Below are 24,495 nucleotides of genomic sequence, written 5' to 3'. Positions count from 1 at the left end.
TTAAGTAACCCAAAACACGACCATCGTTTCATTAATGCGGCTGCCGACACCGGCCTTTTGCACACTTTCCACTCACCTTGCCGCAAGGTTGTGAGGTCAGTAATATTTTCCTTCTTTTTTCGCTCGTCTCTGCCCGTGGACTCAAATTATATAGAAGCCATGAGGAAAAGGTCCCGTGCCCTGTTGGCTTTCATGCTGATTGCCTTTGCTGGAGGTCTTATGTGGCTGATACTCCATACACGTGAACCACATTACGCCGGGCGTTCATTGAGCTCGTGGCTCAACCAATTGGAATCAAAAAACGGAGTGGCAGGTTTTGAAACAGATGGGGGCCTAATGTGGGATGAATGGCATTCACCGCGTTCACCCGAAGAGGAACGAGCTGCTGAAGCCATACGCCAAATTGGAACCAACAGCTTTCCCTATCTTCTCCATGCACTGACCAACAAGGATTCTCGTTTCATGGAAAAACTAAAAGACATTAGCGCCAGGGAATCGTGGATCACGATTAACCTTCCCAGGCCCAATGTCGCGCGAAGACGCGCGGTGCTCGCACTCGACGCCTTGGGACCAATGGCCGAACCGGTTCTGCCAGAGTTAACCCAGGCGCTTTTTGATAAGAAAGGATCCAAGGGCGCAGCCGCCGCCTTGTCTGCTGTCGGCCCTAAAGGCTGGAGCATACTTACTCGGACACTCAACAGCACGAATGATTGGTCTGCCATTTACTCGGTTTGGGCCCTGGGTCACCAACGGGTCGCAACACCAGAAACAATGGAAGCTTTGATCTCGGCCGGGACCAATCGCAATAACGGTGTCCATGCATTGTCGGGATGGGCACTCGGGATGATCGGACAAGAAAAGGAGCGCGTCATTCCCTTACTCATCACCCGGCTTTCATCCCCTTCCATGGACTTGCGATTCGGAGCCCTGGCGGGTTTGAGCAAATTTGGAACGGAGGCCTCCAATGCAGTTCCTGCCATGCTGGATTTGATGAAGGAGAATAATAGCTTCCTTAAACCACAGATAGACACTGCACTTAAGGCCATCGATCCGGATGCTGCCGCCAAAGCCAGCGTGAAATGAAAAGCAAACGGGGTAAAATTATTTCGAGGGCTTGGTACGTCATTAATTCACGAGGCGTCAGAGGTTCAATGATTTTCACCTGGCGTGGCTGGATGATCGCACTCTTGTCACCGAAATAATGGAGCTTATTCTGAAGGCCACTCATCGTCCACCTCCCAAACCCCTTGATACACACACATTGGAGATGGAGCCAGTTGTCGGAATCGAACCGACGACCGACGGTTTACAAAACCGTTGCTCTACCGCTGAGCTAAACTGGCTTAAATCTAGCGACGAGAATACATTGCAGACAAGTGTTGTCCCGTCAATGTTTTCAATCTGCCATTTCTGATTCAGCTATACAACGTTAAAACTTTAACGGTGTGATCTTTCTGTAACCTTGCAGTCTCGACACATTTGATTTAATAGGTCGGACGTTTATTGGAACTCATGTTTTGCGTTATTTTCCATCTCGACATGGATGCGTTCTACGCTTCGGTGGAGCAACGGGACAACCCGGAATTGCGGGGGAAACCGTTGATTGTTGGCGCACCGCCCACACAACGGGGAGTGGTCTGTGCTGCCAGCTATGAGGCGCGCAAGTTCGGGGTGCGTTCCGCCATGCCAAGCGTGGTCGCCAAAAGGCTATGTCCCGATGGCTTTTTCATTCGGCCGCGCATGGATCACTACCGGGCGGAATCCAACCAAATCATGCAGATTGTGGCCGCCTCCGGCGCGATCATTGAGCAGGTATCGATTGATGAAGCTTATCTGGATCTTTCGCCGGTTTGCCAGCGCTCGGATCTGGACTCAAGTCTGCTGAGTGCCGTTCCGCTGGCAGCACAGCTCAAGGATAAAATTTTTAGCGAACGAGGCCTTACAACCAGCATCGGGATTGCCTCAAACAAACTTCTCGCCAAAATCGCCAGCGATTTTAACAAGCCCAATGGACTTACGCTTATCCCCGAACGTGATAAGGTATTGTTTCTTCGTCCAATGCCAATCCGGGCGATTCCCGGTGTCGGCAGAGTAACCGAAGAAATGTTAAAGAAATCCGGTGTCGAAACGATTGGAGATCTGCAAGACTTTCCCGGGGATCTTCGCAGCATGGTGGGCTCATTTGGCCCGACCTTGAAGCGTTTCAGTTTCGGTGAGGATAACCGACAGTTGGATACAGGCGATGTCATTAAGAGCATCAGCAGTGAAAATACATTTTTAAAGGATACCGAAGATCGAAAGATTCTGAAGACGTGCCTGCGGGAGCAGGCCGAGGAAATTGCGGCCAAGCTCAAGCGTAAACAAATTGGAGCACAAACGATCCAGGTTAAGCTGCGTTATAGTGATTTCACCACTCTTACCCGCCAACTTTCGGTGGAGGAACCGATTACCGAAGCCGCCGACATTTATCGTCTTGGCTGTTACCTGTTGGCGCGGGAGAAACTCGTCTCCCGCCCGCTTCGTTTATTGGGACTTGGTGTCAGCGGTTTGGGCGAATCCATCAGCAGGCAACTTTCATTTTCTTTGGAACTACAAAAAAGCAATCAAGCATCCCGGTGAACTGTGCCCGGAGAAAAAGCCGGCAGACACACGGCAACATATTGCGCTCCTTCAGCATTCGGCGAACTATATTGTACCCACTCACCTGCCCTGGTGATTACCGCCTGGCCCGCTTGAACATCGATAACGCCACCCTTATGCGTCACACGAAGCATTCCGGCAATCACTACCGTATACTCATCAAATTCGGGTGTCTGTCCGGGTTCCACCCAACCTCCAGGACTCAGCATGCGGGCAATACTTAAGTTTTGATCTCCGGAGTTTACACGCCCGATATATTCCTCAATAACTTTAGGTTTATTACCTGCGGCTACAATGCGGGTTGGTTTCTGAATAAGTGTTGGCATGAACTAAGTTGCGACAAAGACATCCTTGGAATCAAAGGAAAAAAAACTGTCATTTGTGGTTTCTGGAACAGGGACATATGAGCAAAATGCGCCCGATTGCTGATGAGATATTCCGAATTATGAAGTTTGAATGATCCATGACCTGCGGTAAAATTGCTGAATAAGTGAAGCATTCACAGAATGAAAAAAGCTGATTTACTAAAAAGCGTAATCGACGAACTGACCAAAAGCCTGCAGGTCCTCGAAAAAGCTGCCCGCGCTTCCCATGCCGAAGCCACCCATGAGAGCAGCAAGGCTGAGAACAAATACGATACGCGGGGACTCGAAGCCGCCTACCTTGCGGGAGGCCAGGCCCGACAGGTGAAGGAAATCATGGAATCTATCAAGATTTACGAAGCAATGGCTCCACGCAATTTCGGAGCCGAAGAGCCCATTGATTTGGCCGCACTGGTTGAATTGGAAGCTGATGGAAGTCGAAATATTTATTTTATTGGCCCCAGGAGTGGTGGTCTGGAAGTGAATTACGCGCGAAAGGAGATTATCGTAATCACACCCCAGTCTCCGCTCGGATCAAATCTGATTGGCAAGAAAAAAGGACAACGCTGGAAAACGCAGGTTGGCGGAAACACCATAAACTATCATATCGTTTCCGTAGTTTAGATTCTGTTCGGATGGCTTGTAAACTCGTTGACTCCACGCGCTCCATGATAGACCGTTAAGGAAATTTAAATTTATGCCTTCACCCGCCCTTAAGATTGAATCTTTAAATAAAGGAACCGGCCCAGCTCCAAAAAAGGGCGAGACGGTCATGGTTCACTACACCGGCTGGCTGACCGATGGCACCAAGTTCGACAGTTCAGTGGACCGCAATGATCCATTCGGTTTTGTCCTTGGAGCCGGACAGGTCATCCGCGGTTGGGATGAGGGGGTGGCGACCATGCGAGTCGGTGACAAGTCGCGACTCACCATTCCGTCCGACATGGCGTATGGTGCTCATGGATACCCTGGAGTGATACCTCCGAACGCCACGCTTATCTTCGAGGTAGAATTACTTTCGATTGGCTAGCCTTGGCCTGAAAAGGCCATAACCGGAAACGCCCGGTTCACTTTGAGAACCGTACGACCGCCTCGTGCATGAACAGGGAAATCCATTCCTTGGCGGCGGTTTTATCGCCGGCCATTCCACCCTTGAGTTCAATGGCACCATTTGGCCTGGCCACGAGTTGAGCTTTACCGAACGTGGTGATTAAGCGGTCAGTTTTGGGCCCGATCAAATGTGCAATTCGATTTTTCATGGCATCACTCTGCCAGCCCCCATGGACATAGGCTGTCCATCCCCCAATTTTTTAATTATTTTATTGGACAATCCATGCAGTGTGAAAGAGTGGTGTTAATAACCATATCTGTTTATCGGTAAGGGATTTCCTAGAGCGATTTGCCTAGGGTCTTCGCCCCTCCCAATTGCGGTCTTCACCTACTTCTCAGGAAGGACAGAACGGAACTAATCTCGACTTCAATCGGTAGGAAACCAGAGGCTTTTAATGTATGCATGCTGGGAAGGTCCGAAGCCCAGGAAAGAACCGTTACTAGATCAATGAACCTGTTACATGAGCAACCATAACGACTTAAACATGGGTGGATTATTGCAGATCGACCATTACGGCCCGTCTGACCCACCGGCGGAACCGGGCAATAATTCTCATTCGAAAAACAGGCAAGGTTCGATGTCCGAGAAGTCCAGCGGCAAATCCCGCACACGTAAGGAAACAGCCCCTCCACCTCCTACCGTGGATGCATGGATTTTCCTGGAAGTTCTACTGCAAAAGTGGAAGCCAATTGTTCTCACCGGTTTCATCGTGGCAACCATCGGTTTTCTCTGCAGCTTCTTTCTCCTGCATCGAACCTACATGGCGACCGCCACCTTGATGAGATATCAACCAACCATCACTGGGCAGTTCTTCAACCCTCCTGTCCTGACCCCTGATACCTTCGCTGCGTTATTGAAGTCACCCGAATTGCTGCAAATGGTCAGCACCAATTCCCGGCCATCGGTTTCCACGGAAGTTCTAAACAAAGCTGTTTTCATCAAGACCGAGCCTGAATCGGACATCGTGAAAGTCGGGGTTAAAGCTTTTAATCCTGAGGTGGCTGTAAACCTGGCCAATTTATACGCTTCCAATGCAGAGCGATTTACCTTGGAACTCCAGAGACGCGAAGCCGGGGCAGCTGTCGAGAACTACTTCAGGGAACAGTTAACCTTCATGGAAAGCAACATCAGCAACCTGGAAGATCAGGTTCGTCGTACGGTTCCCGGGGCGGGTGTTTTAGTTAACAAGCTCAATCAAATGCAGGGTTCTGTTTCGAATCTGAATCACCAGGCACAATTGCCAATGACCGCATCCTCTTCGCTATCCATGAGCAGATCGTTCGCCAAACTGCAGCAGGCCAAGGATGAACTGGACAAGTTGCTGGTCACGCTTACCCCGGCCAATCCGAGAGTCCAGGCAGCGCAGGAATTGGTGAATGCTTATGAAAAGGACTATGCCTTAGCCGCAACGAATTCTGCCACCGGCTCCGCTGGTTCATCGCTCCTACCCGCCATCGCAGCCGGGACTGGTGGTCCGTTGGTCAATCCTGAATACGACATCATCCTGCGCAAATTGCAAGCCATCGATGCGAGTCGTCAGCAACTGGAAGATCGCAAGCGTGAAGCGGAAGCATTTCAGAAAAATCCTCCAGGCAACGTCAAACACTACTCTTTTGCTACATTGAAAAATATAACACCCGATAAACGCTGGCTGAAGGTGTCATTAGCCACGGTGTTTGGCGGCATCCTTGGCCTGATCGTTGCGATTGCAGGGGTATTAATCGTGGAGGTTGCCGATGACCGTTTGAAGACAGCTGCCGATGTAAATCGGGTTACGAAACTGCCCGTGATTGCGACTTTGGATGACTTGGGGAAGAAGGGGCCCTCGGCACAGGAAAGATGGGCTTTCCGCACCTGGACCATGCTTCAAGGCCGCTTAAGTCCCTCAGCACATCAAGGGTTGGTTTGTGGAATTACCTCCTCCAATGCCGGGGAAGGACGCTCCACCTGGATAAACATGCTCGCCGAAGCGGCAAGCATGAGCGGTTTTCGCGTGTTAACTATTGCGACCCGTTCAACAGTTTCCGAATCCGAAAATGTCGATGGTGAAACAGACGGGAAAGCCAAATCAGCCAATCCTGATCAGAAGCCTGTGAACGGCTCGGAAAACAATGCCGGCAAGCTTCAGTCAAATGGACATGCGCATGGCAGTGACACCTCAACCGCTCTGAACGCCAGTGCCTTGACTTCTCCGGGAGAAGTAACACAGCAATTGACGGGACCGGATCCGCAACCGCTGGTTCATATCCCCCTGCCCGGTTGGGTTTGGAATCTGGAGCGCCGCAAGCAATGGCAGGAGGCTTTGTCGCACTGGCAGCAAATCGATAATCTTGTGATATTGGTCGAGTTACCTCCCGCTTCGATGTCCGAGGCAGTATTGTTGGGCGAAAATCTCCCCAATTTGCTTTGGCTGGCTGAGAGTGGAAAAGCGGATGCCGCGGAAACCCGCTCCCAACTGGAAACCCTTCGCCACGCTCGTTGCAACCTTGTCGGTGCAGTGTTGAACCGCGAACCGGGCACACCGCTGAAAAGCAGATTTCCACGCTGGCTCGGATGTCTGGCTTTATTCCTGGGATTAAGCGTGTTGTCGGCTCACGCTCAAGCCGAGGGAACGAACACTTTGTTCGTCGCACCAACTTCGGTGGTTCAGGTTCATAACACGAATGAAACCGATGTTGAGGTTGCGAACACAAACGTCTCTTTTTCACTGATAAACCCAGCCAACCGCGGTGGTTGGCAAAAGCACTTAACGTTAGGCCCTGGCGATGTTCTTAGTTTTCTGATTTATGGCCAGCCTGAAACGGCTCGATCAGAAGTTTTCATTGGGCCTGATGGGCGCATCGGCTACCTCGAAGCGCAAAACATTCTGGCTGCCGGACTGACCATAGATGAACTCCGGACCAATATTGACAATGAGCTTTCGAAATATCGTCGCGCGCCACGCACGATTATCACACCAGTTTCCTTCATGAGTAAACGGTATTACATGCTGGGCAAGGTTGTTCAGCGTGGAGTCTATACTTTGGACCGCCCGCTGACAGTGCTCGAAGCGGTGGCCCGGGCACATGGGTTGGAAACCGGTTTATCCGACCGGAACACTCTCGATCTGGCTGATTTTGAACGCAGTTTTCTGATGCGAGGAGGTAAAAGGTTTCCGCTTAACTTTGAAAAGCTTTTCGGCCAGGGCGACCTCTCTCAGAATATTCCAATTGAGCCCGATGATTACATCTTCTTCCCCTCGGCCATTCTGCAGGAAGTTTATGTTCTAGGCGAGGTCCGTCTCCCTGGAGTGGTCCCCTACACTTCAGACATGACGGTGATCGGCGCCTTGTCGGCACGAGGTGGTTTCGCCGAGAAAGCGTACAAGTCGCGTGTGATGGTAATCCGGGGTTCATTGAATCATCCGCAGGCTTTTGTGGTTGATACGCGCGCCATCCTGGATGCCAGAGGACAGGATTTTCAGTTGCAGTCCAAGGACATTATCTACGTGACGGACCGCCCCTTCTCACGAGTGGAAGATTTACTTGAATTGGGCATAACCGCTTTTCTTCAGTCCATGACGGCACAATGGGCTGGCAGGAACATCGGACCTCTTATCGGCACTCCCTTCATTCCAGATTTTTGAGATTATGAAATCCCACCTATCGTATCTCTGGATTGGTTTGACTCTGGCCTTGTTTGCCACCGGATGTCAGCATCCCGGGCCACGCTTTAACCCTTATGAGCTTAAGAGTGCACAGACGCTCCAACTCGAAACCATCACCAATGCCATCGACTCCAACCTGCTGAAACCACCGACCGAACCTTTCCGCCTGGGGCCGGGCGATCGGGTTGAAATCGAAATAATGGACGACACAACCTCTCGCACCCTGTCGGTGGTGGGTCCGGATGGGAAGATTTATTTCAGTCTCCTGCCTGGTCTCGATGTCTGGGGCAAAACTCTGCCGGAGACAAAGGATTTGCTCGAAAAACAGTTGGCCCAATATTACCGCAATCAGCCCCGTGTTGCCCTGACTCTGCGCGGAGTGGAAAGCCGGCGTTTCTGGATGTTGGGACGCGTGCAAACCCCTGGTGTTTATTTCATGACCAACTCCCCTACTCTGCTTGAGGGCATTTCCCTGGCTGGTGGGACGGTGAGTTATGCTGCGCAAAAGGACCTTTCAGTCGCAAATACAATCGATGAGACGGCGGATCTAAAGCGCAGCTTTCTCATCCGGCAGGGTCATATGCTCCCGGTGGATTTTGAACGACTCGTCACCAAGGGAGACCTCACACAAAATATTTACCTTCAGCCTGATGACTTCATCTATTTTCCAGCAGCCAATGCCCGAACGGTCTATGTCATCGGCGCGGTCGGGCAGGCCCGCGCGGTTCCGTACGCCGAGGGTATGACCATGTCCGCGGCCATTGCTAATTCATACGGCACAATCAAGGACGCGTACCTCTACAAGGTGGCGGTGATTAGAGGTTCACTGAGCCAGCCAAAAGTCGCGTTGGTGAATTATTATGATGTAATGGCCGGCAAAACGCCGGATGTGACTCTGGAACCGCACGACATTGTTTACGTTCCTTTTGCACCGTATCGCCTGATCAGAAGGTTTGCGAATGCCGCCTTGGATACCTTTGTGAGTTCGGTTGCGATTAATGAAGGAATCCGCGCCGTGAATAATAATGGCGCCGCTCTGCCAGCCGGTGTCTTCATTCCAGTGGGAAGTAGAATTACCGTCACACCGTCTTCAAGCAGTCCTGCGGTGTTTACTCAATAGTGGATTTGCCGATGTAGGAGAAAGTCCTCAAGACAACTCCTGCCGCATACGGATTAACCTGCGCAGCATGGGCTCGTTTTTCCCTTTGGCCGCGCGCTTATTTCGCCGCTCACGCTTCAATCCTGCATCCCGGTCTTTCTACACGCGTACAGGGGCTCGCAGTTTATTGTAGGAACAAACCCTACGCCGTCCTACACCCGACTCTGACAGGATAATCCGCTCGCCTCCGATTTCGTATTTTTTCCCCTCGGGCACTCTAGCCGCATGCGAAAAGTAAAAAGTGCCCTGTTGGGTGCGCTTCTGTTTGCAGTGACTGCCGTGAGCAGTCGTGCTGTGGAAGCCACCTGGGAATACGCTGTGCAAGTGAGCGCCAATGTGCAGAGCTCACCTGCAAAGATCACCCTGAGCTGGCCTCAGGACACAACCATCACCCCCAATAGCTATACAGTATACCGCAAAACACTTGATGCGAATTCCTGGAGCGTCCTGTCGACGCTGCCCGGGTCAGCAACCAGTTATGTGGATAGCAGTGTTACGGTCGGTTCTGCTTACGAGTATCAAATTGTAAAGAACACTTCCGCATACAATGGCTATGGATATATTTATGCAGGCATCAATGCCCCGATGACCGAGTCTCGTGGCAAGGTTGTCCTGCTGGTGGACAACTCATTTTCCGGCTCCCTGAGCAATGAGTTGGTTCGCCTGCAACAAGACCTCACCGGCGACGGCTGGACGGTACTGCGTCACGATGTTTCCCGGACTGCTTCTGTCCCGAGCATCAAGTCGGTAATTCAGTCCGACTACAATGCAGACCCGGCCAAGGTTCAGGCCGTGTTTCTGTTCGGTCACATCCCGGTGCCCTACTCTGGCAATATTGTTCCTGACGGACATATTCCTAATCACCAGGGCGCATGGCCGGCAGACGTCTATTATGGCGACATGACCGGCACGTGGACGGATAACTCGGTGAATATCACTTCTGCGGATGATGCCCGAAATCACAATGTTCCGGGTGACGGCAAGTTTGACCAATCCACCATTCCCGCAACTGTGAAGTTGATGGTCGGACGCGTTGATTTGGCCAACATGCCGGGTCGCCTTACCTGGGGCGGACCTGCCACGTTCAAGAGCGAACTGGAACTGCTTCGTAATTACCTGAACAAGGATCATAAGTTCCGCTTCAACCAAATGAGCGTTCCTCGCCGTGCCATTGTCGGGGATTATTTCGGCATCCGCGACGGCGAAGCTTTTGCCGCGAGCGCTTACCGCAGCTTTGCTCCGTTCTTCGGTGCAAACAACATCACCTCGCTCCCTGATAAGGGAACCTGGCTCCCCACGCTTAAGGACAATGCCTATCTGTGTGCCTATGGCTGTGGCGCTGGCAGCTGGACCAGCGTCGGCGGAATCGGCAACTCCGGCCAATACAATGATGGCACCACGACTGATCTCGTGAACGCCGATGTCAAAGGTGTTTTCACATTCGTGTTCGGCAGCTGGTTAGGTGACTGGGATGCCGAGGACGACATTATGCGTGGCGTCCTTGCCACCTCTTCGTACGGTCTGGCCTCCGCATGGAGCGGTCGTCCGCATTGGTACATGCATCATATGGCTTTGGGTCAGCCGATTGGTTATACCGCACGCTTGACCCAGAACAACGCTAATGGCGGCTTGTACCAAACCGCAATCAATAGCGCAGCCAATAATATTCACATTGCCTTGATGGGTGATCCCACCTTGCGCTTGCATCCAGTTACTCCGGTTTCGAACCTGAATGTTTCACAAAGCGGAAGCGGCGTCAGCCTGAGCTGGTCGGCCTCCTCCGATTCTGTGGTGGGCTATCATGTATTTCGTTCAACGAGCATGACCGTGCCATTCACACGTTTGACTGATTCGCCTGTTACAGGAACTTCCTATACTGATAGTTCGGCAGCTTCCGGCAGTTATATATATATGGTTCGCGCAGTGAAGCTGGAAACCTCCGGCAGCGGAACCTACTACAATCCAAGCCAGGGCGCATTCGTTGCTGTCGGCAATGCATCGACCGGCGGTGGAAGTAGCGATGGCAGCAACTCCGGCAGTGGCACTGTGACCAACACTCCTCCGCCAGTAACCGGTGGTGGCAACACCAACTCCACTCCCAGCGGCACCGTGACCAACGTGGCCGCCAATGTCTGGGTGGATGACGCGGCTCCCACCGGCGCCGTTCTCGGCAGCTATGGTGGCGACACCTGGAACTGGGTCAGCGCCGGTCCCGCTCCGTTCTCCGGCACGAAGGCCGTTCAATCCAGCGTCAACAGCGCCATGCACCAGCTCTACTTCGACTGGGCTGGCAAGACCCTCAACGTCAACTCCGGTGAGAACCTCTTCACCTACGTCTATCTCGACCCGGCCAACGTGCCGAGCGAAGTGATGTTGGAATGGAATGACGGCACCTGGAATCACCGCGCCTACTGGGGTGCCAACAAGATTGCCAACGGCACCGATGGCACCGTCAGCCGCCAAAACATGGGCGCGTTGCCAACTGCCGGTCAGTGGGCTCGCCTGGAAGTTCCGGCCAGCAAGGTCGGCCTGGAAGGCAGCACCCTGCGGGGCATGACCTACACCCTCTATGGGGGCCGGGCGACCTGGGATTATAGCGGCACCTCCACCCTGTCGGTGACCAATCCTCCGTCCAGCGGCGGCACCAACGGCAATTCCGGTGGCGGCACCATCACCAACACTCCCCCGCCCGTTACTAATACCAATACTTATTCCGTTACCAACTCCGTAGCTTGGCTCGATGACAGCGCTCCAACGGGCGCCGTCCTCGGCAGCGCTGGCGGCGACTCCTGGAACTGGGTCAGCACCGGTCCCGCTCCGTTCTCCGGCACGAAGGCCGTTCAGTCCAGCGTCAACAGCGCCATGCACCAGCTTTATTTCGACTGGGCAGGCAAAACGTTGGCTGTGAATAGTGGTGAATCGTTATACACCTACGTCTATCTCGACCCGGCCAACGTGCCGAGCGAAGTGATGTTGGAATGGAATGACGGCACCTGGAATCACCGCGCCTACTGGGGTGCCAACAAGATTGCCAACGGCACCGATGGCACCGTCAGCCGCCAAAACATGGGCGCGTTGCCGACTGCCGGTCAGTGGGCCCGCCTGGAAGTTCCGGCCAGCAAGGTCGGCCTGGAAGGCAGCACTCTGCGCGGCATGACCTACACTCTCTATGGTGGCCGGGCGACCTGGGATTATGCTGGCAAATCCAGCGTCTCCGTAACTAATACGCCTCCGGTAGACACTGGCGGCAGCAACTCCGGCAGTGGCACTGTGACCAACACTCCTCCGCCCGTAACCGGTGGCAACACCAACTCCACTCCCAGCGGCACCAACGTGGCCGCCAATGTCTGGGTGGATGACGCGGCTCCCACCGGCGCCGTTCTCGGCAGCTATGGTGGCGACACCTGGAACTGGGTCAGCGCCGGTCCCGCTCCGTTCTCCGGCACGAAGGCCGTTCAATCCAGCGTCAACAGCGCCATGCACCAGCTCTACTTCGACTGGGCTGGCAAGACCCTCAACGTCAACTCCGGTGAGAACCTCTTCACCTACGTCTATCTCGACCCGGCCAACGTGCCGAGCGAAGTGATGTTGGAATGGAATGACGGCACCTGGAATCACCGCGCCTACTGGGGTGCCAACAAGATTGCCAACGGCACCGATGGCACCGTCAGCCGCCAAAACATGGGCGCGTTGCCAACTGCCGGTCAGTGGGCCCGCCTGGAAGTTCCGGCCAGCAAGGTCGGCCTGGAAGGCAGCACCCTGCGCGGCATGACCTACACTCTCTATGGTGGCCGGGCGACCTGGGATTATAGCGGCACCTCCACCCTGTCGGTGACCAATCCTCCGTCCAGCGGCGGCACCAACGGCAATTCCGGCGGTGGCACCATCACCAACACTCCCCCGCCCGTAACCGGTGGCAGCACCAACCCACCCGTTGTTATCACGAATACCCCGGGAACGGTAAGCACTGTTGATTATACGACTCTGGCCTTGCCCAAGGCCGGTGATAATACCTTGCATATCCTATCACCAACGGCCCTTGAGTTGGTCTATATCAATAGCCAACCCAACAACTCGACGCAACCTTCGACGTGGAACTTTGCGAACAACGTCCCTTCAGCGTCAAAGTTCACTGTGACGGTGGATGGCAAGCAGGTCGCAGTACAATCGGTCGGCTTCAAGCGCCGCCCGCTGTATGCAGCGCTTAATAGTTATGACCTGCGTTTGGAGAACAGCCTCTACCTGAAATTGGCCAGCCCGGTTTCTGACAACCAAAACGTGGTAGTCAAAAATCCCGATGGATCGGTCTTCTCCTCCAGCATGCAATTTGCATTGCAGGCGAATCCGCTCCGTTACAGTCCGGCGATCCATGTGAACCAGGAAGGTTACGTGCCATCATTCCCTAAGAAGGCAATGGTCGGCTACTACGCTGGTGACATGGGCGAAATGGATATTCCGGCTTCGTCGGGTTTCATCCTTGTGGATGTGAACAGCGGAGCCCAGGTATTCAGCGGCAGCCTGGTAGTGCGCAAGGATGCGGGTTGGACCTACACCCCCGCTCCTTATCAAAAGGTATATCAGGCTGACTTTAGCAGCTTCAAAACTCCGGGTGAATATCAGCTCGTAGTCCCTGGCATGGGTGCCTCACTTCCGTTCATGATTACGGAAGGCGTGGCCATGAGCTTCGCCCGCGCCTACGCATTGGGCATGTATCACCAACGTTGCGGCACCGATAATGCCATGCCTTACACACGGTTTACCCATGGTATTTGCCATGCGTCACCGGTGAGCGTGCCTTCGCCGCAATCGGCATATTCCTTCACCTGGAATACGATCGCCGGCTATTCGGGTGGAAATTCCACCCAGACAGCCCCGCAACTTAAGGATGAAGCCTCACAGCTCTTTCCTTTTGTGAACAAGAACCCGATCGACCTCAAGGGTGGTCATCATGACGCTGGCGATTACAGCAAGTACACCATCAACGTGGGCAGCTTGACCCACTATCTGATGTTCGCAGCAGATTCCTTGAATGGCGTTTCTGACCTCGACAATCTCGGTATTCCCGAGAGCGGCGACGGTATCAGCGACGTGTTACAGGAAGCGAAGTGGGAAGCTGATTACTTGTGCAAGCTGCAGGACTCTGACGGTGGCTTCTACTTCATCGTCTATCCGCAAAACCGCGAATACGAATCCAACGTAACGCCTGACAACGGTGATAACCAAGTCGTCTGGCCCAAGAATACGTCAGCCACTGCTTCGGCTGTGGCGGCACTGGCACAGTGCGCGTCTTCACCGAAGATGAAGGCGGCTTATCCGGCGGATGCTGCCAAGTATCTGGCGAAAGCCAAGCTCGGCTGGCAATTCCTGATGAACGCCGTCAACAAGTATGGCAAGAATGGCGCCTACCAGAAAATCACCTTCTACGGTGATGAATTCAACGACGCTGATGAACTGGCCTGGGCGGCTGTCGAGATGTATCTCGCAACCGGTGATCAGAGCATTCACCAGAAACTGTTGTCCTGGTTCGATCCTTCCGATCCGGCCACCTGGCGCTGGGGTTGGGTCAAGATGTTCCAGTGCTATGGTAATGCGATTCGCAGCTATGCCTTTGCGGTGAAGAGCGGTCGCGTGCAGGCCAGCGCATTGGATGCAACATTCCTGGCCAAGTGCCAGGCCCAGGTTGCAGGTGCGGCTGACGACGCGATGAAGTGGACGCAGATGAGTGCCTATGGCACCAGCTTCCCGGACGCAACCAAGGCTGTGAAAGCAGCCGGTTGGTACTTCTCGGAAGACCAGGCGTTCGACATCATGGTGGCATACCAACTCAACCAGAAGCCTGAGTATTTGGATGCGATGGTATCCAACCTGAACTATGAAGGCGGTTCCAATCCAGTGAACATGACCTACGTCACCGGTTTGGGCTGGAGGAGACAACGGATCGTCGTCTCGCAATATGCTGCGAATGCCCGTCACATTATGCCGCCTACTGGCGAACCGATCGGTAACGTGCAGGATGGATTCCCCTACCTGTCCAGCTATCAAAGCACCTTGCGTGACCTTTGCTATCCTTCAGACAGCACGGGAAATTTCACCCCGTTCTATGATCGTTGGGGTGATACCTGGAACGTCAGCACTGAAATGGTTGGTCTGAATGAAGCTCGCGGTCTGGCCACCACTGCCGGGCTGGCGGCAATGACCGGCACTAAAACACAGGCTTACACGGCGAAGGCAGGAACGATTGTCACTCCTGCCAACATGCCTGTGGGCAAGCCGGTCACCGTCTCGTTCCAGCCACCTGCTGGTTACGACCTGAATGGTGCACGCATCGTTTGGGAAGCAAATGGCCAGGAACCGGCCTACGGCTCCACGTTTACGTTCACACCCACGAGCAATGGTGCCCAGTGGATCGAAGTGGAAGCTCAGTGGCCGGATGGTCGCCGCGTGTTCGCCACGAGCGATGCGGCCGCCTACAACAACCTGTCAACTGTCAGCGTGACGGCAACGGATGCCACCGCGTCCCGCACCGCCCAGGATCCTGGCGTGTGGACTTTCACACGCACGGGTGACACCAGTCAGGCGATGACCGTGAACTTCCAGTTCTCAGGCACCGCAGCCAAGTGGACTGACTACCGGAGACCTCAAGGCGATATGCCGGAAAGTCTGACCATCCCGGCCGGAGCCGCGTCTGCGACTCTGACCATTAACGCCGTATCCGGAACCACCTGGACCGGAACCGAAACGGCAACACTGACAATCTCCGCGGACCCCAGCTATAATCTGGGCACCTCCCGGAGTGCCAGCATTACGCTGAACTAAACTTAGTTCCGATTCGTAACACGGGCGGGTTTCACAAGAAACCCGCCCTTATCTTTTATTCCGGAAAAGTTGTACTGGTGAACCGAAAAGCAAGAAACGCCGGGATGATCCCCGGCGCTGCCCGCTCCAAACCAGTTAAATCAGAAGGCCACGCGAAGGCCGGTACGGAGCAGCAATTCATTTCTGTCGGTGGTATTCCGAGTCAACCAAACAAAACGGCCGTCCGCAAACAGACCCAGGTGCGGATTGAAACGGAATTCCCAGCCGCCTCCTGCGTTGTAGAACCACTGGTCGCGGGGATCAAACTTGAACCCGCCACCGCCGAAGATATAGGGAGCGCTTCTAATGTATTCAATGGGCAGACGAAGGATCAAGTTGCCACCCACATGGTCAACAAAGTCGCTCGCACCATCCTGAAAAGAAGTATCAGCTCCAATTCCGACATAACGGGTGAAGAAATAATTAGCACCGACGCCGCCGCCCCATAACCCGTTGTGGCTAAAAAAGCGGCCCTCAGTTATGGGTTGACGTTTAAGGTAACTTCCAAATAAATCGAGAGTCAGTTCGTTGGCATTAAACAAGTACGGAGCTCCACTCACGTTCCCACTTACGTTCTCGCTCACGTTCCCAGCTGCCCCCCCGGTATCCGTATAAACATAGGTCTGAGCCCACCATCCCTGGGGATTCTGCCATATATGGTAAGTGTTGACAGTGGAGGCAGTTGTATCCTCCGCCCTGGCCAATGTTGCACCGAACATGCCCACCGCGATTGTTGTTATTAAGGTTTTGATTTTCATATTTCTTTCCCAGTCAGTATTGGTTGGTTTGAGATGATTCCTGCTGATCTGAATATTTGTCAGCACTGACAGACAACTCCTGCATGAGATGGCTTTTTCCCTTCAGGTCCACTTGTAAGCCGCTCACTTCCTGTCATTCAGGAATTTATGCTGAGCGAAGCAACTACACAATTGGGGTATTCACCCAATAGGCAAACATTAAAAAGCAAAACAAAACTTTGATAATTGTTAGAGATATTGGGAAATGTTTCCATGCTCTCTCTCCCGAGCCGGGTGGTGCCCGGCAGCCCGGCGCTGCACCAGTAAATTACCCAGTAATGGCTTGAATTGGCCCAGCAGCTGCAATCCAGCGAACAGTTTGCCGATCATTCCGCCACGCTGGCTTCGTTGGCTTCGCTTCGCACGCTTGCGGGCCATGGCCAATCCTGCCAGAGGAGCAGCGGTTCCCAGGATGGCAATCGCGCTTCTGAAGAATTTTAATTTCTTCTTCAGGAGGGCAGCAGAAAAACGGACGTTGGCTGATTCCAATTTCATTGTCTGCCGGTACATCTCGCTCCTGGCGAGCACGAGTCTCTTCCGTTCCTCGAGCTCTTTTACTTTAAGGATTCTAACCATTGGCGGTCCTTTTTAACTTCTGAAATGGTTTCCTGGAAAGGCAGCGTTGCACTCTTGATCAGGGCTTTTAAATTCAGCAACGAAAGCACTGCGCCGACCAGGTAAAGCAGGCAAAAGCCACCCGCAGCATAAACCCGCAAATCTGGAGGAAAGAGCAAAATAACTGTGGCTGTGAGCACGACTATGAACATGAAGCCCAGGAAGCAAACTGCGGCAACCCAGATAAACATTTCAATGATCTTGTTCTTCTCTTCCTGAAGTTCCACCAGGAAAAGCTCGCCCCGGTTCTGCAAAGCTGACAAACCAGTAAGGGCAAGTTTCCGCACCAAATCAAAAATGCCTGGTGGGCTTGGCGCCGTTGCGGTGGATTCGATCATGGTCATTTACGGTTAATCAGCACTCCAATGAGCAGCCCGACCCCAAAGGCAATGCCAAGGGATTGATAAGGATTTTCCCTGATTACACGATCAGTAGCCCTGGCCCCTTCAACGGTTTTCTGTTGCAGCTTGCGCCCTGTCTCTTTAGCACCTTCCAAAGCGGCGGCCAGACGCTCACGGGTTGCTGAACTTTTTTCAGTTAATTCACTGGCGCCCGCACGAAGCAACTCTTCACCGTCTTCCACAACTTCACGTAAATCCTGCAGAAGCTTTTCTGTGGAGTCGTCCATTTCAGATTCTGATTTTGTAGCCATAGTTTTCCTTTACTGATTACGAAATTGATTCCCCATCCTGAACCGTATTGCAGGAGCAAGTTACATTTTCCGCATTCTCGAGGGTATGGGGTCTTTTCCTCAATCACCGGGGAGAAATGCAACCAGCTTGTGACTGTAAAAACCCGCACCGAAAGGTGATCAATGGCTTTCGAATTTCAGGATTGATTCTTTTCGTCATGGATTTCGCCGCGCCATGCTCCGGTTTCCAAGCGTCTGGACTGGATAAAATGCTTAAATCTTTCCAGATCGCCTTCGACACGACGGGACACCGCTCCGAGAACATCCCCCGTCTTTTCCACCGCACCCTGAGGCTCGTAATCCATCTTCAAGATCACGCGCGTAAGATTGCTTTCCTGTGGTATAAATTCAACCATCCCGGCATTGCGGGCACCGGTTATGCTGCGCCAGGCAACCTTCTGGTCGGGAACCTGTTCATAGATTTCGGCATCCCATTCCTTTTTCTTGCCCCCAATTTCCGCCACCCAATGGAGATGTTTATCGTCCAACTGCCGCACCTCTTCCACTCCTTCCATAAATTCAGGAAAATCCTCAAACTGGGTCCATTGATTGTAAACTTTGTTCACCGGGGCTTCGACTTCAATTGTCTTTTCTATGTGTTCCATATACTTTCCCTTCTCATCCGCTTTGATCAAAACGATGTGTTTCAGCCTCGATTCCGATGCCAAGCAAGCCTTCCTCGGAACTCGGAGTCGCCTCTGCGAGAGTCCGCCGGTCCTTGGGGGAACCGGTCTCCTGCAGGTCATCGAGTTGAACCGCTCGATATTTGCGCAATGCGTGGGTGGCGAGGCTTTCTTCAAACAAGTCGCGATTAATCGTTTGGGCCGCTGTGGCGCCCTGCCCGGCGGCAATTATCATCTGACAGTTTGCGGGAGTGACACAGCCGGCCGCGTATACCCCCTTGATTGTTGTACGCAGACACAGATCGACGATTATCTGGCCGTCTTCATCAACCTCGGCGCCTAGATTCTTCGCCAATTTATTAAAATAGATGTCACCTCTGGTGGCGAATAACGCCTCTATTTCGGTTCTGGTGCCATCATCGAAGCTGAGTTCACGCACCTGGCAACCTTCACGACCAAGCTGCGCAATCCGCTGTCTGAAGACCGGGATTTTATACTCCTCAATCCACTTTGCGTGCTTTTCACTCCAGCGTGTCTTTTTTCCATTAGTTACAATGGCAACTGAAGGGGAATAGAAGAGCATTCCCAAAGCATATTCCACCGCTTCATCTGCCCAGCCGTAGATGGCGATTCGCTTTCCCCGGACGCGAAACCCATCACAATCCTTGCAAAAAAACATGCTGTGCCCGAGACAATCCCGAAACACCTTCGATTTCCGGTGGCAAATGGAAAATACCCGTGGCGATCAGCAGCCCTTTTGCGCTATATTTTTCAGCCTTTCCATGCAAAATGAACAGACCATCCTCCTTGCCGATTTCCAGTATTTCATCTTCCGTCACAGCCACGTGGTAACGCCCGGCCTGTTCGTGACCTCTTCTTAGCAACTCTTCTCCCGCTACGCCCTCTGGAAAGCCCAGATAATTTTGCACCTCGGGCTCCCAGCGTGCCATTGATTTGCCGGTGTCCAGGAGCAACACGTCACGCTCAGCACGGCCCAGGTAAATGGCTGCTGATAGTCCAGCTATTCCACCACCGATAATGATAACTTCCGCTGTGTTTTTTTCTGTCATGACTTCATGATTCTCAATTCCATTTCGTTTCCCTGGAAATCCTCATTTCCATCGCATCCCAAATGCAAAGTGTAGGACGATAATGTTTTCACATTCACGCCCCGGATCTCAACCGGCACATGATTACTTACTTCGCACGAAACTTAATCTGAGGATTGTCATTGAGCGGCGGGCTTGATTTCCAGCTGGTCGTCTACTGTCTTCACACCCTCGGTACTTCGGACAAAATTCAGGAAATCATTCCTTTCCTTCTGGCTCTTGATTGCTCCCTGCAAAGAAACCTTTCCATTATCAACCACGATTTTTACCTCTGGACCAATCTGGGAGACAGAAGGGTCATGACCCATGGCAGCGCGGATTTTGGTTGCCAATGCCCGGTCAGCTTCCGACACCCCCACATCCTGAGATGCCATGCCGGCTCCCAGCCCATTCTTTACAGTGGGCACCGGCGTTTTAACCGGATTCACCTCATTCGTATTACTGGATTCAGAATAAATTCGTGTCGCGGTATTCGAGGAGGTAGGTTCCAAGGCACCGGGAGCGCTGGTGTAAAGATGGGAGGCTTTATCCTCTTGATTATCGCTGACCGGAGATGCAAAGACCGTCTCGTTGCCTTTGAGGTCAGCCCCCACAGCTCCTGAAGCAATGCTGGAGGAATTATTGAGAACGACGGTTTCAGTCGAGGATATCGTTGACAGTGGGCGATTCGAACCGTCCCGGCAGGCCGACGTCAGAATTAACGGAATCAGCAGACTGCTCAGAAGCATGGTTCTTTGCCCAAAACTCAATAAGCGAACCCGTTGTTCCTTCATGTAACAACCTAGGAGAGCACTGACTCAATTCCCATGGGGTGAAGTGCCCAAGAAGGACCGTGGTTGCAAAGCTTTACAACTACAATTAAGAGATTATCGGATTCAATGAACCACGAAATAGGCAGGCCCATCCTTCCCTTCGGCTAGGTGGTGATTGGTTTCTGCTCCGAAGTTTTAACCTGAACTTCGGAAGTGATGGCGACGTCACCGGCTCCACAACCCTGAAGAATGTGCCGGGCACGCTCCTCCCAGTCACCATTCTCCAGATGAACGGAAATTAGTATATTTCCGTCCTTTATTTTACCTTCATAACGCTTGGCTTCATATTCAGGAATTCCCATTCCTACGAGTGCACCGGCAATTCCCAGCACAGCCGCGCCAACGGCTGCGCCACTCAAAGCGGCCATGATCGGCCCGGCAGCAATGAAAGGTCCAAGGCCCGGAATAGCCAGAACTCCAATCCCCGCCAACCATCCCAAGGCTCCTCCGATAATGCCGCCTGTGCTCGCCCCGGCCGTTGCTCCCTCCGGTGCCTTGGTGTGATGCTCGTGCGCAAAATCCTTGGTTCCAGTCTTATCAGGGAGCAGGGCCGAAATATCGTTATTGGAAAAACCGGAATCTTTAAGCTGATTAACAATTTCGGAAGCTTGCGCTTCGCTGCCAACCATGCAGAACAAAGACTTTTTTGCCATAGTATCACTCGGATGCCTTTGCCTCCCTGGAAGCTCTCTTAAATTCTTCAGAAGACAATGATATTCTCTTTTGAAGATAATCTGCGGTAAACACCCTGCCATGGGGTGGTATCCGCATAAACGGTCGCGCCCGACCTGATAGGTGAATGAACAAAACAGCTTCGTGTGTTGCCTTGAAATATCCTCCCTGCCGAAAAATCTAGAGAATGGGCTTGGCCCCGGCGTTACTCTCAATAATGCCCTTGGAAATGGCGTGTCGCGTCAAGCCGGCAACATCATGAATGTTGAGTTTGTTCATCACCTGCTGACGATGCTTTTCGACAGTTTTTATGCTGATGCAAAGTTCAGCTGCGATTTGCTTATTGGCCTGGCCCTCGGCAATCAATTGAAGCACTTCGGCTTCGCGCGTCGTTAAATAATCGTTACGCTTCCTGACCGGCTGGCCGCTCACGAAGGCTTCACGACACTGGTCACGCAACCGTTTGGCAATTGAAGGACTAAAGAATGCGTTTCCTTTATATGCCTCGCGAATGGCCTTAAGAAGGTCATTGGCAGCTGTTTGTTTCACCAAGTAGCCAGCCGCGCCAGCCTCGGTTAATTGTTGTACATATTCATCCTCGCTGTAGGAAGATAGGATGAGCACTTTGCTTGAGGGCACCTGCTTGGTTATCTGCCGCGTTGCCTCGAGGCCATTGAGCAATGGCATCGCAATATCCATGACAACAACGTCAGGCAGAAGCTTCTTCGCCAGTTGCACAGCATGGCGTCCCGTATCTGCCTCCCCCACGATTTCAATGTCACCTTCCACAATCAACAAAGCCTTTAACCCCTGCCGAACAACAGTATGATCATCTGCCAATAAAACAGTTATTCTTTGCACGGAATTGGCCGCATTTGAGGCTGCAATCATTGGATCTCCTTGTATTAACATTAAATTCTCCTCGTTATCAGCCCATTACTTCCATTCATGGGAATCCAAACTAATAACTTGGTTCCTTTGCCTGGTGTAGACTCAACCTTGAACTCACCGTCCGCAAGTTTTACCCGCTCCTGGATACCTAACAACCCCAGCCGGTTCTTTCCTTTGAGGGCTATCTTCTGGTCGACCTGGAAGGATTTCCCATTATCCTTGATCTCCATAGCGAAACCATTTTTGCTTTTCCGAATCGTGACCGCGCCGTGGGATGCGTGCGCGTGTTTGGCAATATTGGTCAGGCTTTCCTGGCCGACACGATAAAGCACGGTCTTCTGATCGATCGCGAGTTTCTCCACCGCATCGGTGGCCCAGAAGGAAACCTGAATGCCAGTCCGCCTGGCAAAGCTTTTCACGAAAGAGCGCAACGTGGGTATAAGCCCCAGGTCATCCAGCATGGCCGGGCGCAGCTCTCTTGAAAACGCATGCACCGATTCCATGGTTTGCTCGAGGAGCTTTTGCGTATCAGTGATCTTGTTCCGCAGCTCCACGTTTTTGATATCGATGGCATTCTTTAAAAGCGCAAGACTGACATTGACGGCCGTCAATGCCTGACCGACTTCATCGTGCAATTCGCGACTAATTCTTTTACGCTCCTCCTCCTGAACGTGCAGAACCTGGCTGGAAAGGTGGCGAAGATTTTCCTGCATGAGCCGGGCCTGGTTGAAGAGAATACGATAGTGCTCCTCACTTTCGCGCAATTCGCGTTCTGCGCGCTTGCGTTCCTCGATTTCCCGTTTCAGGTTTCCATTGGCAATGGCCAATGCCTGGTTGCGGTCTTCCAAATCTGCGTTGGCCTTGCGTAATGAACGATTGGCGTCCCGGAATCCTCGATGGGTGATTTCAAAAGGAGACAGGGATTCCGAAAAAAATGACCCGGCACTTTTCGCAAGCTGCAGAGTTTCAAATGGGGCATTCGTCTTGGGCAACAACCCGAGGAGCACCTCTTCGTGAATTTTGGCCATGTCAATCACCCCCAGACCATCGGAAATCGTTTTCCGTCCTAATTCATAGGCTTCACTAAGGGCAGACTCATCATTTTCCACCAGATATCTCCGGAGTGCAGCCACGTACTGCTGGCAAATACCATTGAATTGCTTATTCATGGGCGCTCCCCACGTAACGGGCGACGAGGACAAGCGCGTCATCGTTGCCCTGGTAATGCTTTTGGAGAACATAATCAGCAATCTTCTGGACAGGTTCGCCTCGCGGGATATCCGCTGAGGGATCCCCCACGATGCCATCACTCGTGATCACCAGCAGGTCGTTTTGGCGAACCAAGATGTTCCGGGAACGCAATATGGGCATCTGATAGCCAACGAGGCCGCCATGCAACTGCAGGCGTTCAACAGAAGGAACAACAGCCGGGTCGGCTCTCAATAATATCGCCTCCACATTTCCCACGCCCAGCCAGGTCGCAGTTAATGTGTTTAAATCCAAACAAGCCACGGTCATGACGGCGCCGCGAGACATCATGAGGCTGCGGTGACAACGGTTGAACAGCGAAACAACTGTATCATTTGCATACTTCCTTAAAATCGAAACGGCCGTATTAGCGGCAATCACTGCCTCGCTGCCCAGACCCAGGCCATCCACCACGGCCAGCAATGCCCGATCCTGCTGCACGTGCACCAGATAGGCATCCCCGGAAACGGCGCGACCGGGCGCCGGTTTGATTGCCACACCCCACTCAATCCCGGAAATTTCTCTGGTTGGTTTGGTAGCCAAGTTGATTTGCCCACTTTTTCATCGTGATAACTGTTCCCTTGCCGACCGTTGACTTGATCGCAAATTCATCCATCAACCACCTGGCCCCTGGCAATCCGACGCCCGCTCCACCGTCGCGCGTCGAGTAGCCATATTGCATCGCTTGTTCTATGTCAGGAATGCCTGGGCCCTGATCGCGGGCTACAATTTTCAGACCTTTCTTCGCGCCGCTCTCCAGACGTTCAAAAACCAGCTCACCCTGGCGGGCATATTCCAGAATATTTCTGGCCACTTCGGAAACCGCGGCTGTGATCAAAGTTATTTCACTCCCGGCAAACCCCAGTTCCTGTGCGAGAGCACGGCTTTTTTGCCGCGCATTCACAATGTCGAGCGACGTGGTGATTTCCACTCGTGCTGCACTTGCCATGCCATCCTCTCTCCAGTTTACAAAAATTGATTCCCGAACTCTCGAAACCCGCTCCCCCACACACAGCATGCCTGCCACTATTCGGGACTGCGTTTAGAGTGGCCGAGTTGCTCACAGTGTTTGCTCTCCAGCCCCCATAGTCTCAAAGACTGGTCACAAGCCAGGGATCGGATTTAAAAAGCGGTCTTCCGATTGATGCGCAGGAGTTAATCCCTCAAAACCATGCTCATGAGGTTTGACTCTTCTATTTCCTGCATTCTGTATCATAACAAATATGAACAAATTCCCAGGACGTGAAAAAGTGCTTCGCTTAGG

The 24,495-nt window shown here is 52.7% G+C and carries 22 protein-coding genes and 1 tRNA gene; 7 read left to right on the top strand and 16 right to left on the bottom strand.

Annotated features, from left to right (window positions below; all coding sequences use genetic code 11):
• Nucleotides 1-159 precede the first annotated feature (159 nt).
• The gene (locus CFLAV_RS00295) at nucleotides 160-1,083 is read left to right on the top strand and encodes a HEAT repeat domain-containing protein (RefSeq protein ID WP_007412567.1); all 924 of its coding nucleotides are present in this window, start codon (nucleotides 160-162) and stop codon (nucleotides 1,081-1,083) included.
• A 185-nt stretch (nucleotides 1,084-1,268) separates the two neighbouring features.
• Here CFLAV_RS00295 and CFLAV_RS00290 read toward each other — a convergent pair.
• A tRNA-Thr gene (locus CFLAV_RS00290) sits at nucleotides 1,269-1,343 on the bottom strand.
• Between the two features lie 169 nt (nucleotides 1,344-1,512).
• Between CFLAV_RS00290 and dinB the strand changes: the two genes are divergently transcribed.
• On the top strand, nucleotides 1,513-2,619 hold the full coding sequence (dinB, locus tag CFLAV_RS00285; RefSeq protein ID WP_007412565.1) for a DNA polymerase IV: 1,107 nt from the start codon (nucleotides 1,513-1,515) through the stop codon (nucleotides 2,617-2,619).
• On the opposite strand, the gene CFLAV_RS00280 is transcribed toward dinB, so the two are convergent.
• Nucleotides 2,604-2,966 (bottom strand): cupin domain-containing protein, encoded by a 363-nt coding sequence (locus CFLAV_RS00280; protein WP_007412564.1) that lies wholly within the window; start codon nucleotides 2,964-2,966, stop codon nucleotides 2,604-2,606. The genes dinB and CFLAV_RS00280 overlap by 16 nt on opposite strands.
• Nucleotides 2,967-3,146: 180 nt before the next feature.
• Between CFLAV_RS00280 and CFLAV_RS00275 the strand changes: the two genes are divergently transcribed.
• Both CFLAV_RS00275 and CFLAV_RS00270 read left to right on the top strand, forming a co-directional pair.
• Complete coding sequence (locus CFLAV_RS00275) at nucleotides 3,147-3,626, top strand: GreA/GreB family elongation factor (protein ID WP_007412563.1); 480 nt, start codon at nucleotides 3,147-3,149, stop codon at nucleotides 3,624-3,626.
• A 73-nt stretch (nucleotides 3,627-3,699) separates the two neighbouring features.
• On the top strand, nucleotides 3,700-4,032 hold the full coding sequence (locus CFLAV_RS00270; protein WP_007412562.1) for an FKBP-type peptidyl-prolyl cis-trans isomerase: 333 nt from the start codon (nucleotides 3,700-3,702) through the stop codon (nucleotides 4,030-4,032).
• Between the two features lie 37 nt (nucleotides 4,033-4,069).
• Here the strand turns inward: CFLAV_RS00270 and CFLAV_RS00265 are convergent, their stop codons facing one another.
• Nucleotides 4,070-4,261 carry a hypothetical protein gene (locus CFLAV_RS00265; protein ID WP_007412561.1) on the bottom strand — a complete coding sequence of 64 codons (192 nt, stop codon included), beginning with the start codon at nucleotides 4,259-4,261 and terminating at the stop codon, nucleotides 4,070-4,072.
• 312 nt (nucleotides 4,262-4,573) lie between these two features.
• Here CFLAV_RS00265 and CFLAV_RS00260 point away from each other — a divergent pair, with 312 nt between their 5' ends.
• The 3 genes from CFLAV_RS00260 to CFLAV_RS00250 all read left to right on the top strand — a co-directional run bounded on the left by CFLAV_RS00260 (nucleotide 4,574) and on the right by CFLAV_RS00250 (nucleotide 15,734).
• Nucleotides 4,574-7,738 (top strand): SLBB domain-containing protein, encoded by a 3,165-nt coding sequence (locus CFLAV_RS00260; RefSeq protein ID WP_007412560.1) that lies wholly within the window; start codon nucleotides 4,574-4,576, stop codon nucleotides 7,736-7,738.
• Nucleotides 7,739-7,742: 4 nt separating this feature from the next.
• The gene (locus CFLAV_RS00255) at nucleotides 7,743-8,879 is read left to right on the top strand and encodes a polysaccharide biosynthesis/export family protein (RefSeq protein ID WP_007412559.1); all 1,137 of its coding nucleotides are present in this window, start codon (nucleotides 7,743-7,745) and stop codon (nucleotides 8,877-8,879) included.
• A 264-nt stretch (nucleotides 8,880-9,143) separates the two neighbouring features.
• Nucleotides 9,144-15,734: a glycoside hydrolase family 9 protein gene (locus CFLAV_RS00250; RefSeq protein WP_007412558.1), complete on the top strand. Its 6,591-nt coding sequence runs from the start codon at nucleotides 9,144-9,146 to the stop codon at nucleotides 15,732-15,734.
• Nucleotides 15,735-15,874: 140 nt separating this feature from the next.
• On the opposite strand, the gene CFLAV_RS00245 is transcribed toward CFLAV_RS00250, so the two are convergent.
• The 13 genes from CFLAV_RS00245 to CFLAV_RS00185 all read right to left on the bottom strand — a co-directional run bounded on the left by CFLAV_RS00245 (nucleotide 15,875) and on the right by CFLAV_RS00185 (nucleotide 24,180).
• The gene (locus CFLAV_RS00245; protein WP_150107188.1) at nucleotides 15,875-16,531 is read right to left on the bottom strand and encodes a porin family protein; all 657 of its coding nucleotides are present in this window, start codon (nucleotides 16,529-16,531) and stop codon (nucleotides 15,875-15,877) included.
• A 228-nt stretch (nucleotides 16,532-16,759) separates the two neighbouring features.
• Nucleotides 16,760-17,065 (bottom strand): hypothetical protein, encoded by a 306-nt coding sequence (locus CFLAV_RS00240; protein WP_150107187.1) that lies wholly within the window; start codon nucleotides 17,063-17,065, stop codon nucleotides 16,760-16,762.
• A gap of 59 nt (nucleotides 17,066-17,124) precedes the next feature.
• Nucleotides 17,125-17,529, bottom strand: coding sequence for a phage holin family protein (locus CFLAV_RS00235; RefSeq protein ID WP_007412555.1), 405 nt, complete (start codon nucleotides 17,527-17,529; stop codon nucleotides 17,125-17,127).
• On the bottom strand, nucleotides 17,526-17,837 hold the full coding sequence (locus CFLAV_RS00230) for an ElaB/YgaM/YqjD family protein (RefSeq protein ID WP_007412554.1): 312 nt from the start codon (nucleotides 17,835-17,837) through the stop codon (nucleotides 17,526-17,528). Before CFLAV_RS00230 ends, CFLAV_RS00235 begins: the two co-directional genes overlap by 4 nt.
• A 176-nt stretch (nucleotides 17,838-18,013) precedes the next feature.
• Nucleotides 18,014-18,481 (bottom strand): SRPBCC family protein, encoded by a 468-nt coding sequence (locus tag CFLAV_RS00225; RefSeq protein WP_007412553.1) that lies wholly within the window; start codon nucleotides 18,479-18,481, stop codon nucleotides 18,014-18,016.
• 13 nt (nucleotides 18,482-18,494) lie between these two features.
• Nucleotides 18,495-19,178, bottom strand: a complete 684-nt coding sequence (locus CFLAV_RS00220) for an NAD(P)/FAD-dependent oxidoreductase (protein ID WP_007412552.1) — start codon at nucleotides 19,176-19,178, stop codon at nucleotides 18,495-18,497.
• On the bottom strand, nucleotides 19,156-19,569 hold the full coding sequence (locus tag CFLAV_RS00215; protein WP_007412551.1) for an NAD(P)/FAD-dependent oxidoreductase: 414 nt from the start codon (nucleotides 19,567-19,569) through the stop codon (nucleotides 19,156-19,158). Before CFLAV_RS00215 ends, CFLAV_RS00220 begins: the two co-directional genes overlap by 23 nt.
• A 158-nt stretch (nucleotides 19,570-19,727) precedes the next feature.
• Nucleotides 19,728-20,381 carry a BON domain-containing protein gene (locus CFLAV_RS31505; RefSeq protein WP_007412550.1) on the bottom strand — a complete coding sequence of 218 codons (654 nt, stop codon included), beginning with the start codon at nucleotides 20,379-20,381 and terminating at the stop codon, nucleotides 19,728-19,730.
• Nucleotides 20,382-20,524: 143 nt separating this feature from the next.
• Entirely contained in the window at nucleotides 20,525-21,073 is a 549-nt protein-coding gene (locus CFLAV_RS00205) for a hypothetical protein (protein WP_007412549.1), read from the bottom strand.
• A 199-nt stretch (nucleotides 21,074-21,272) separates the two neighbouring features.
• A complete protein-coding gene (locus CFLAV_RS00200; protein ID WP_040546414.1) occupies nucleotides 21,273-21,953 on the bottom strand; it encodes a response regulator transcription factor in 681 nt (226 codons plus the stop codon).
• A gap of 50 nt (nucleotides 21,954-22,003) precedes the next feature.
• Nucleotides 22,004-23,152, bottom strand: a complete 1,149-nt coding sequence (locus CFLAV_RS31500; protein WP_007412547.1) for a histidine kinase — start codon at nucleotides 23,150-23,152, stop codon at nucleotides 22,004-22,006.
• Nucleotides 23,145-23,774, bottom strand: coding sequence for a SpoIIE family protein phosphatase (locus tag CFLAV_RS00190; protein ID WP_160164430.1), 630 nt, complete (start codon nucleotides 23,772-23,774; stop codon nucleotides 23,145-23,147). The genes CFLAV_RS31500 and CFLAV_RS00190 overlap by 8 nt, the downstream gene beginning before the upstream one ends.
• Nucleotides 23,737-24,180: an anti-sigma regulatory factor gene (locus CFLAV_RS00185; RefSeq protein ID WP_050785582.1), complete on the bottom strand. Its 444-nt coding sequence runs from the start codon at nucleotides 24,178-24,180 to the stop codon at nucleotides 23,737-23,739. Before CFLAV_RS00185 ends, CFLAV_RS00190 begins: the two co-directional genes overlap by 38 nt.
• Between the last annotated feature and the right edge of the window lie 315 nt (nucleotides 24,181-24,495).

Source organism: Pedosphaera parvula Ellin514 (assembly GCF_000172555.1).
Classification (GTDB): Bacteria; Verrucomicrobiota; Verrucomicrobiia; order Limisphaerales; family Pedosphaeraceae; genus Pedosphaera.
The sequence above is the reverse complement of the archived record's forward strand: the minus strand, read 5'-3'. Positions and strand labels throughout refer to the sequence as shown.

Bases quoted from the DNA above. Each gene is read 5' to 3' on its own strand.
- CFLAV_RS00225 (WP_007412553.1), bottom strand. From the start codon at position 18,481: ATGGAACACATAGAAAAGACAATTGAAGTCGAAGCCCCGGTGAACAAA.
- CFLAV_RS00265 (WP_007412561.1), bottom strand. From the start codon at position 4,261: ATGAAAAATCGAATTGCACATTTGATCGGGCCCAAAACTGACCGCTTA.
- CFLAV_RS00240 (WP_150107187.1), bottom strand. From the start codon at position 17,065: ATGAAATTGGAATCAGCCAACGTCCGTTTTTCTGCTGCCCTCCTGAAG.
- CFLAV_RS00270 (WP_007412562.1), top strand. From the start codon at position 3,700: ATGCCTTCACCCGCCCTTAAGATTGAATCTTTAAATAAAGGAACCGGC.
- CFLAV_RS00205 (WP_007412549.1), bottom strand. From the start codon at position 21,073: ATGGCAAAAAAGTCTTTGTTCTGCATGGTTGGCAGCGAAGCGCAAGCT.
- CFLAV_RS00215 (WP_007412551.1), bottom strand. From the start codon at position 19,569: ATGACAGAAAAAAACACAGCGGAAGTTATCATTATCGGTGGTGGAATA.
- CFLAV_RS00260 (WP_007412560.1), top strand. From the start codon at position 4,574: ATGAGCAACCATAACGACTTAAACATGGGTGGATTATTGCAGATCGAC.
- CFLAV_RS00295 (WP_007412567.1), top strand. From the start codon at position 160: ATGAGGAAAAGGTCCCGTGCCCTGTTGGCTTTCATGCTGATTGCCTTT.
- CFLAV_RS00245 (WP_150107188.1), bottom strand. From the start codon at position 16,531: ATGAAAATCAAAACCTTAATAACAACAATCGCGGTGGGCATGTTCGGT.
- CFLAV_RS00230 (WP_007412554.1), bottom strand. From the start codon at position 17,837: ATGGCTACAAAATCAGAATCTGAAATGGACGACTCCACAGAAAAGCTT.
- CFLAV_RS00255 (WP_007412559.1), top strand. From the start codon at position 7,743: ATGAAATCCCACCTATCGTATCTCTGGATTGGTTTGACTCTGGCCTTG.
- CFLAV_RS00220 (WP_007412552.1), bottom strand. From the start codon at position 19,178: ATGTTTTTTTGCAAGGATTGTGATGGGTTTCGCGTCCGGGGAAAGCGA.
- CFLAV_RS00280 (WP_007412564.1), bottom strand. From the start codon at position 2,966: ATGCCAACACTTATTCAGAAACCAACCCGCATTGTAGCCGCAGGTAAT.
- CFLAV_RS00275 (WP_007412563.1), top strand. From the start codon at position 3,147: ATGAAAAAAGCTGATTTACTAAAAAGCGTAATCGACGAACTGACCAAA.
- CFLAV_RS00235 (WP_007412555.1), bottom strand. From the start codon at position 17,529: ATGACCATGATCGAATCCACCGCAACGGCGCCAAGCCCACCAGGCATT.
- dinB (WP_007412565.1), top strand. From the start codon at position 1,513: ATGTTTTGCGTTATTTTCCATCTCGACATGGATGCGTTCTACGCTTCG.
- CFLAV_RS00250 (WP_007412558.1), top strand. From the start codon at position 9,144: ATGCGAAAAGTAAAAAGTGCCCTGTTGGGTGCGCTTCTGTTTGCAGTG.
- CFLAV_RS31505 (WP_007412550.1), bottom strand. From the start codon at position 20,381: ATGAAGGAACAACGGGTTCGCTTATTGAGTTTTGGGCAAAGAACCATG.
- CFLAV_RS00185 (WP_050785582.1), bottom strand. From the start codon at position 24,180: ATGGCAAGTGCAGCACGAGTGGAAATCACCACGTCGCTCGACATTGTG.
- CFLAV_RS31500 (WP_007412547.1), bottom strand. From the start codon at position 23,152: ATGAATAAGCAATTCAATGGTATTTGCCAGCAGTACGTGGCTGCACTC.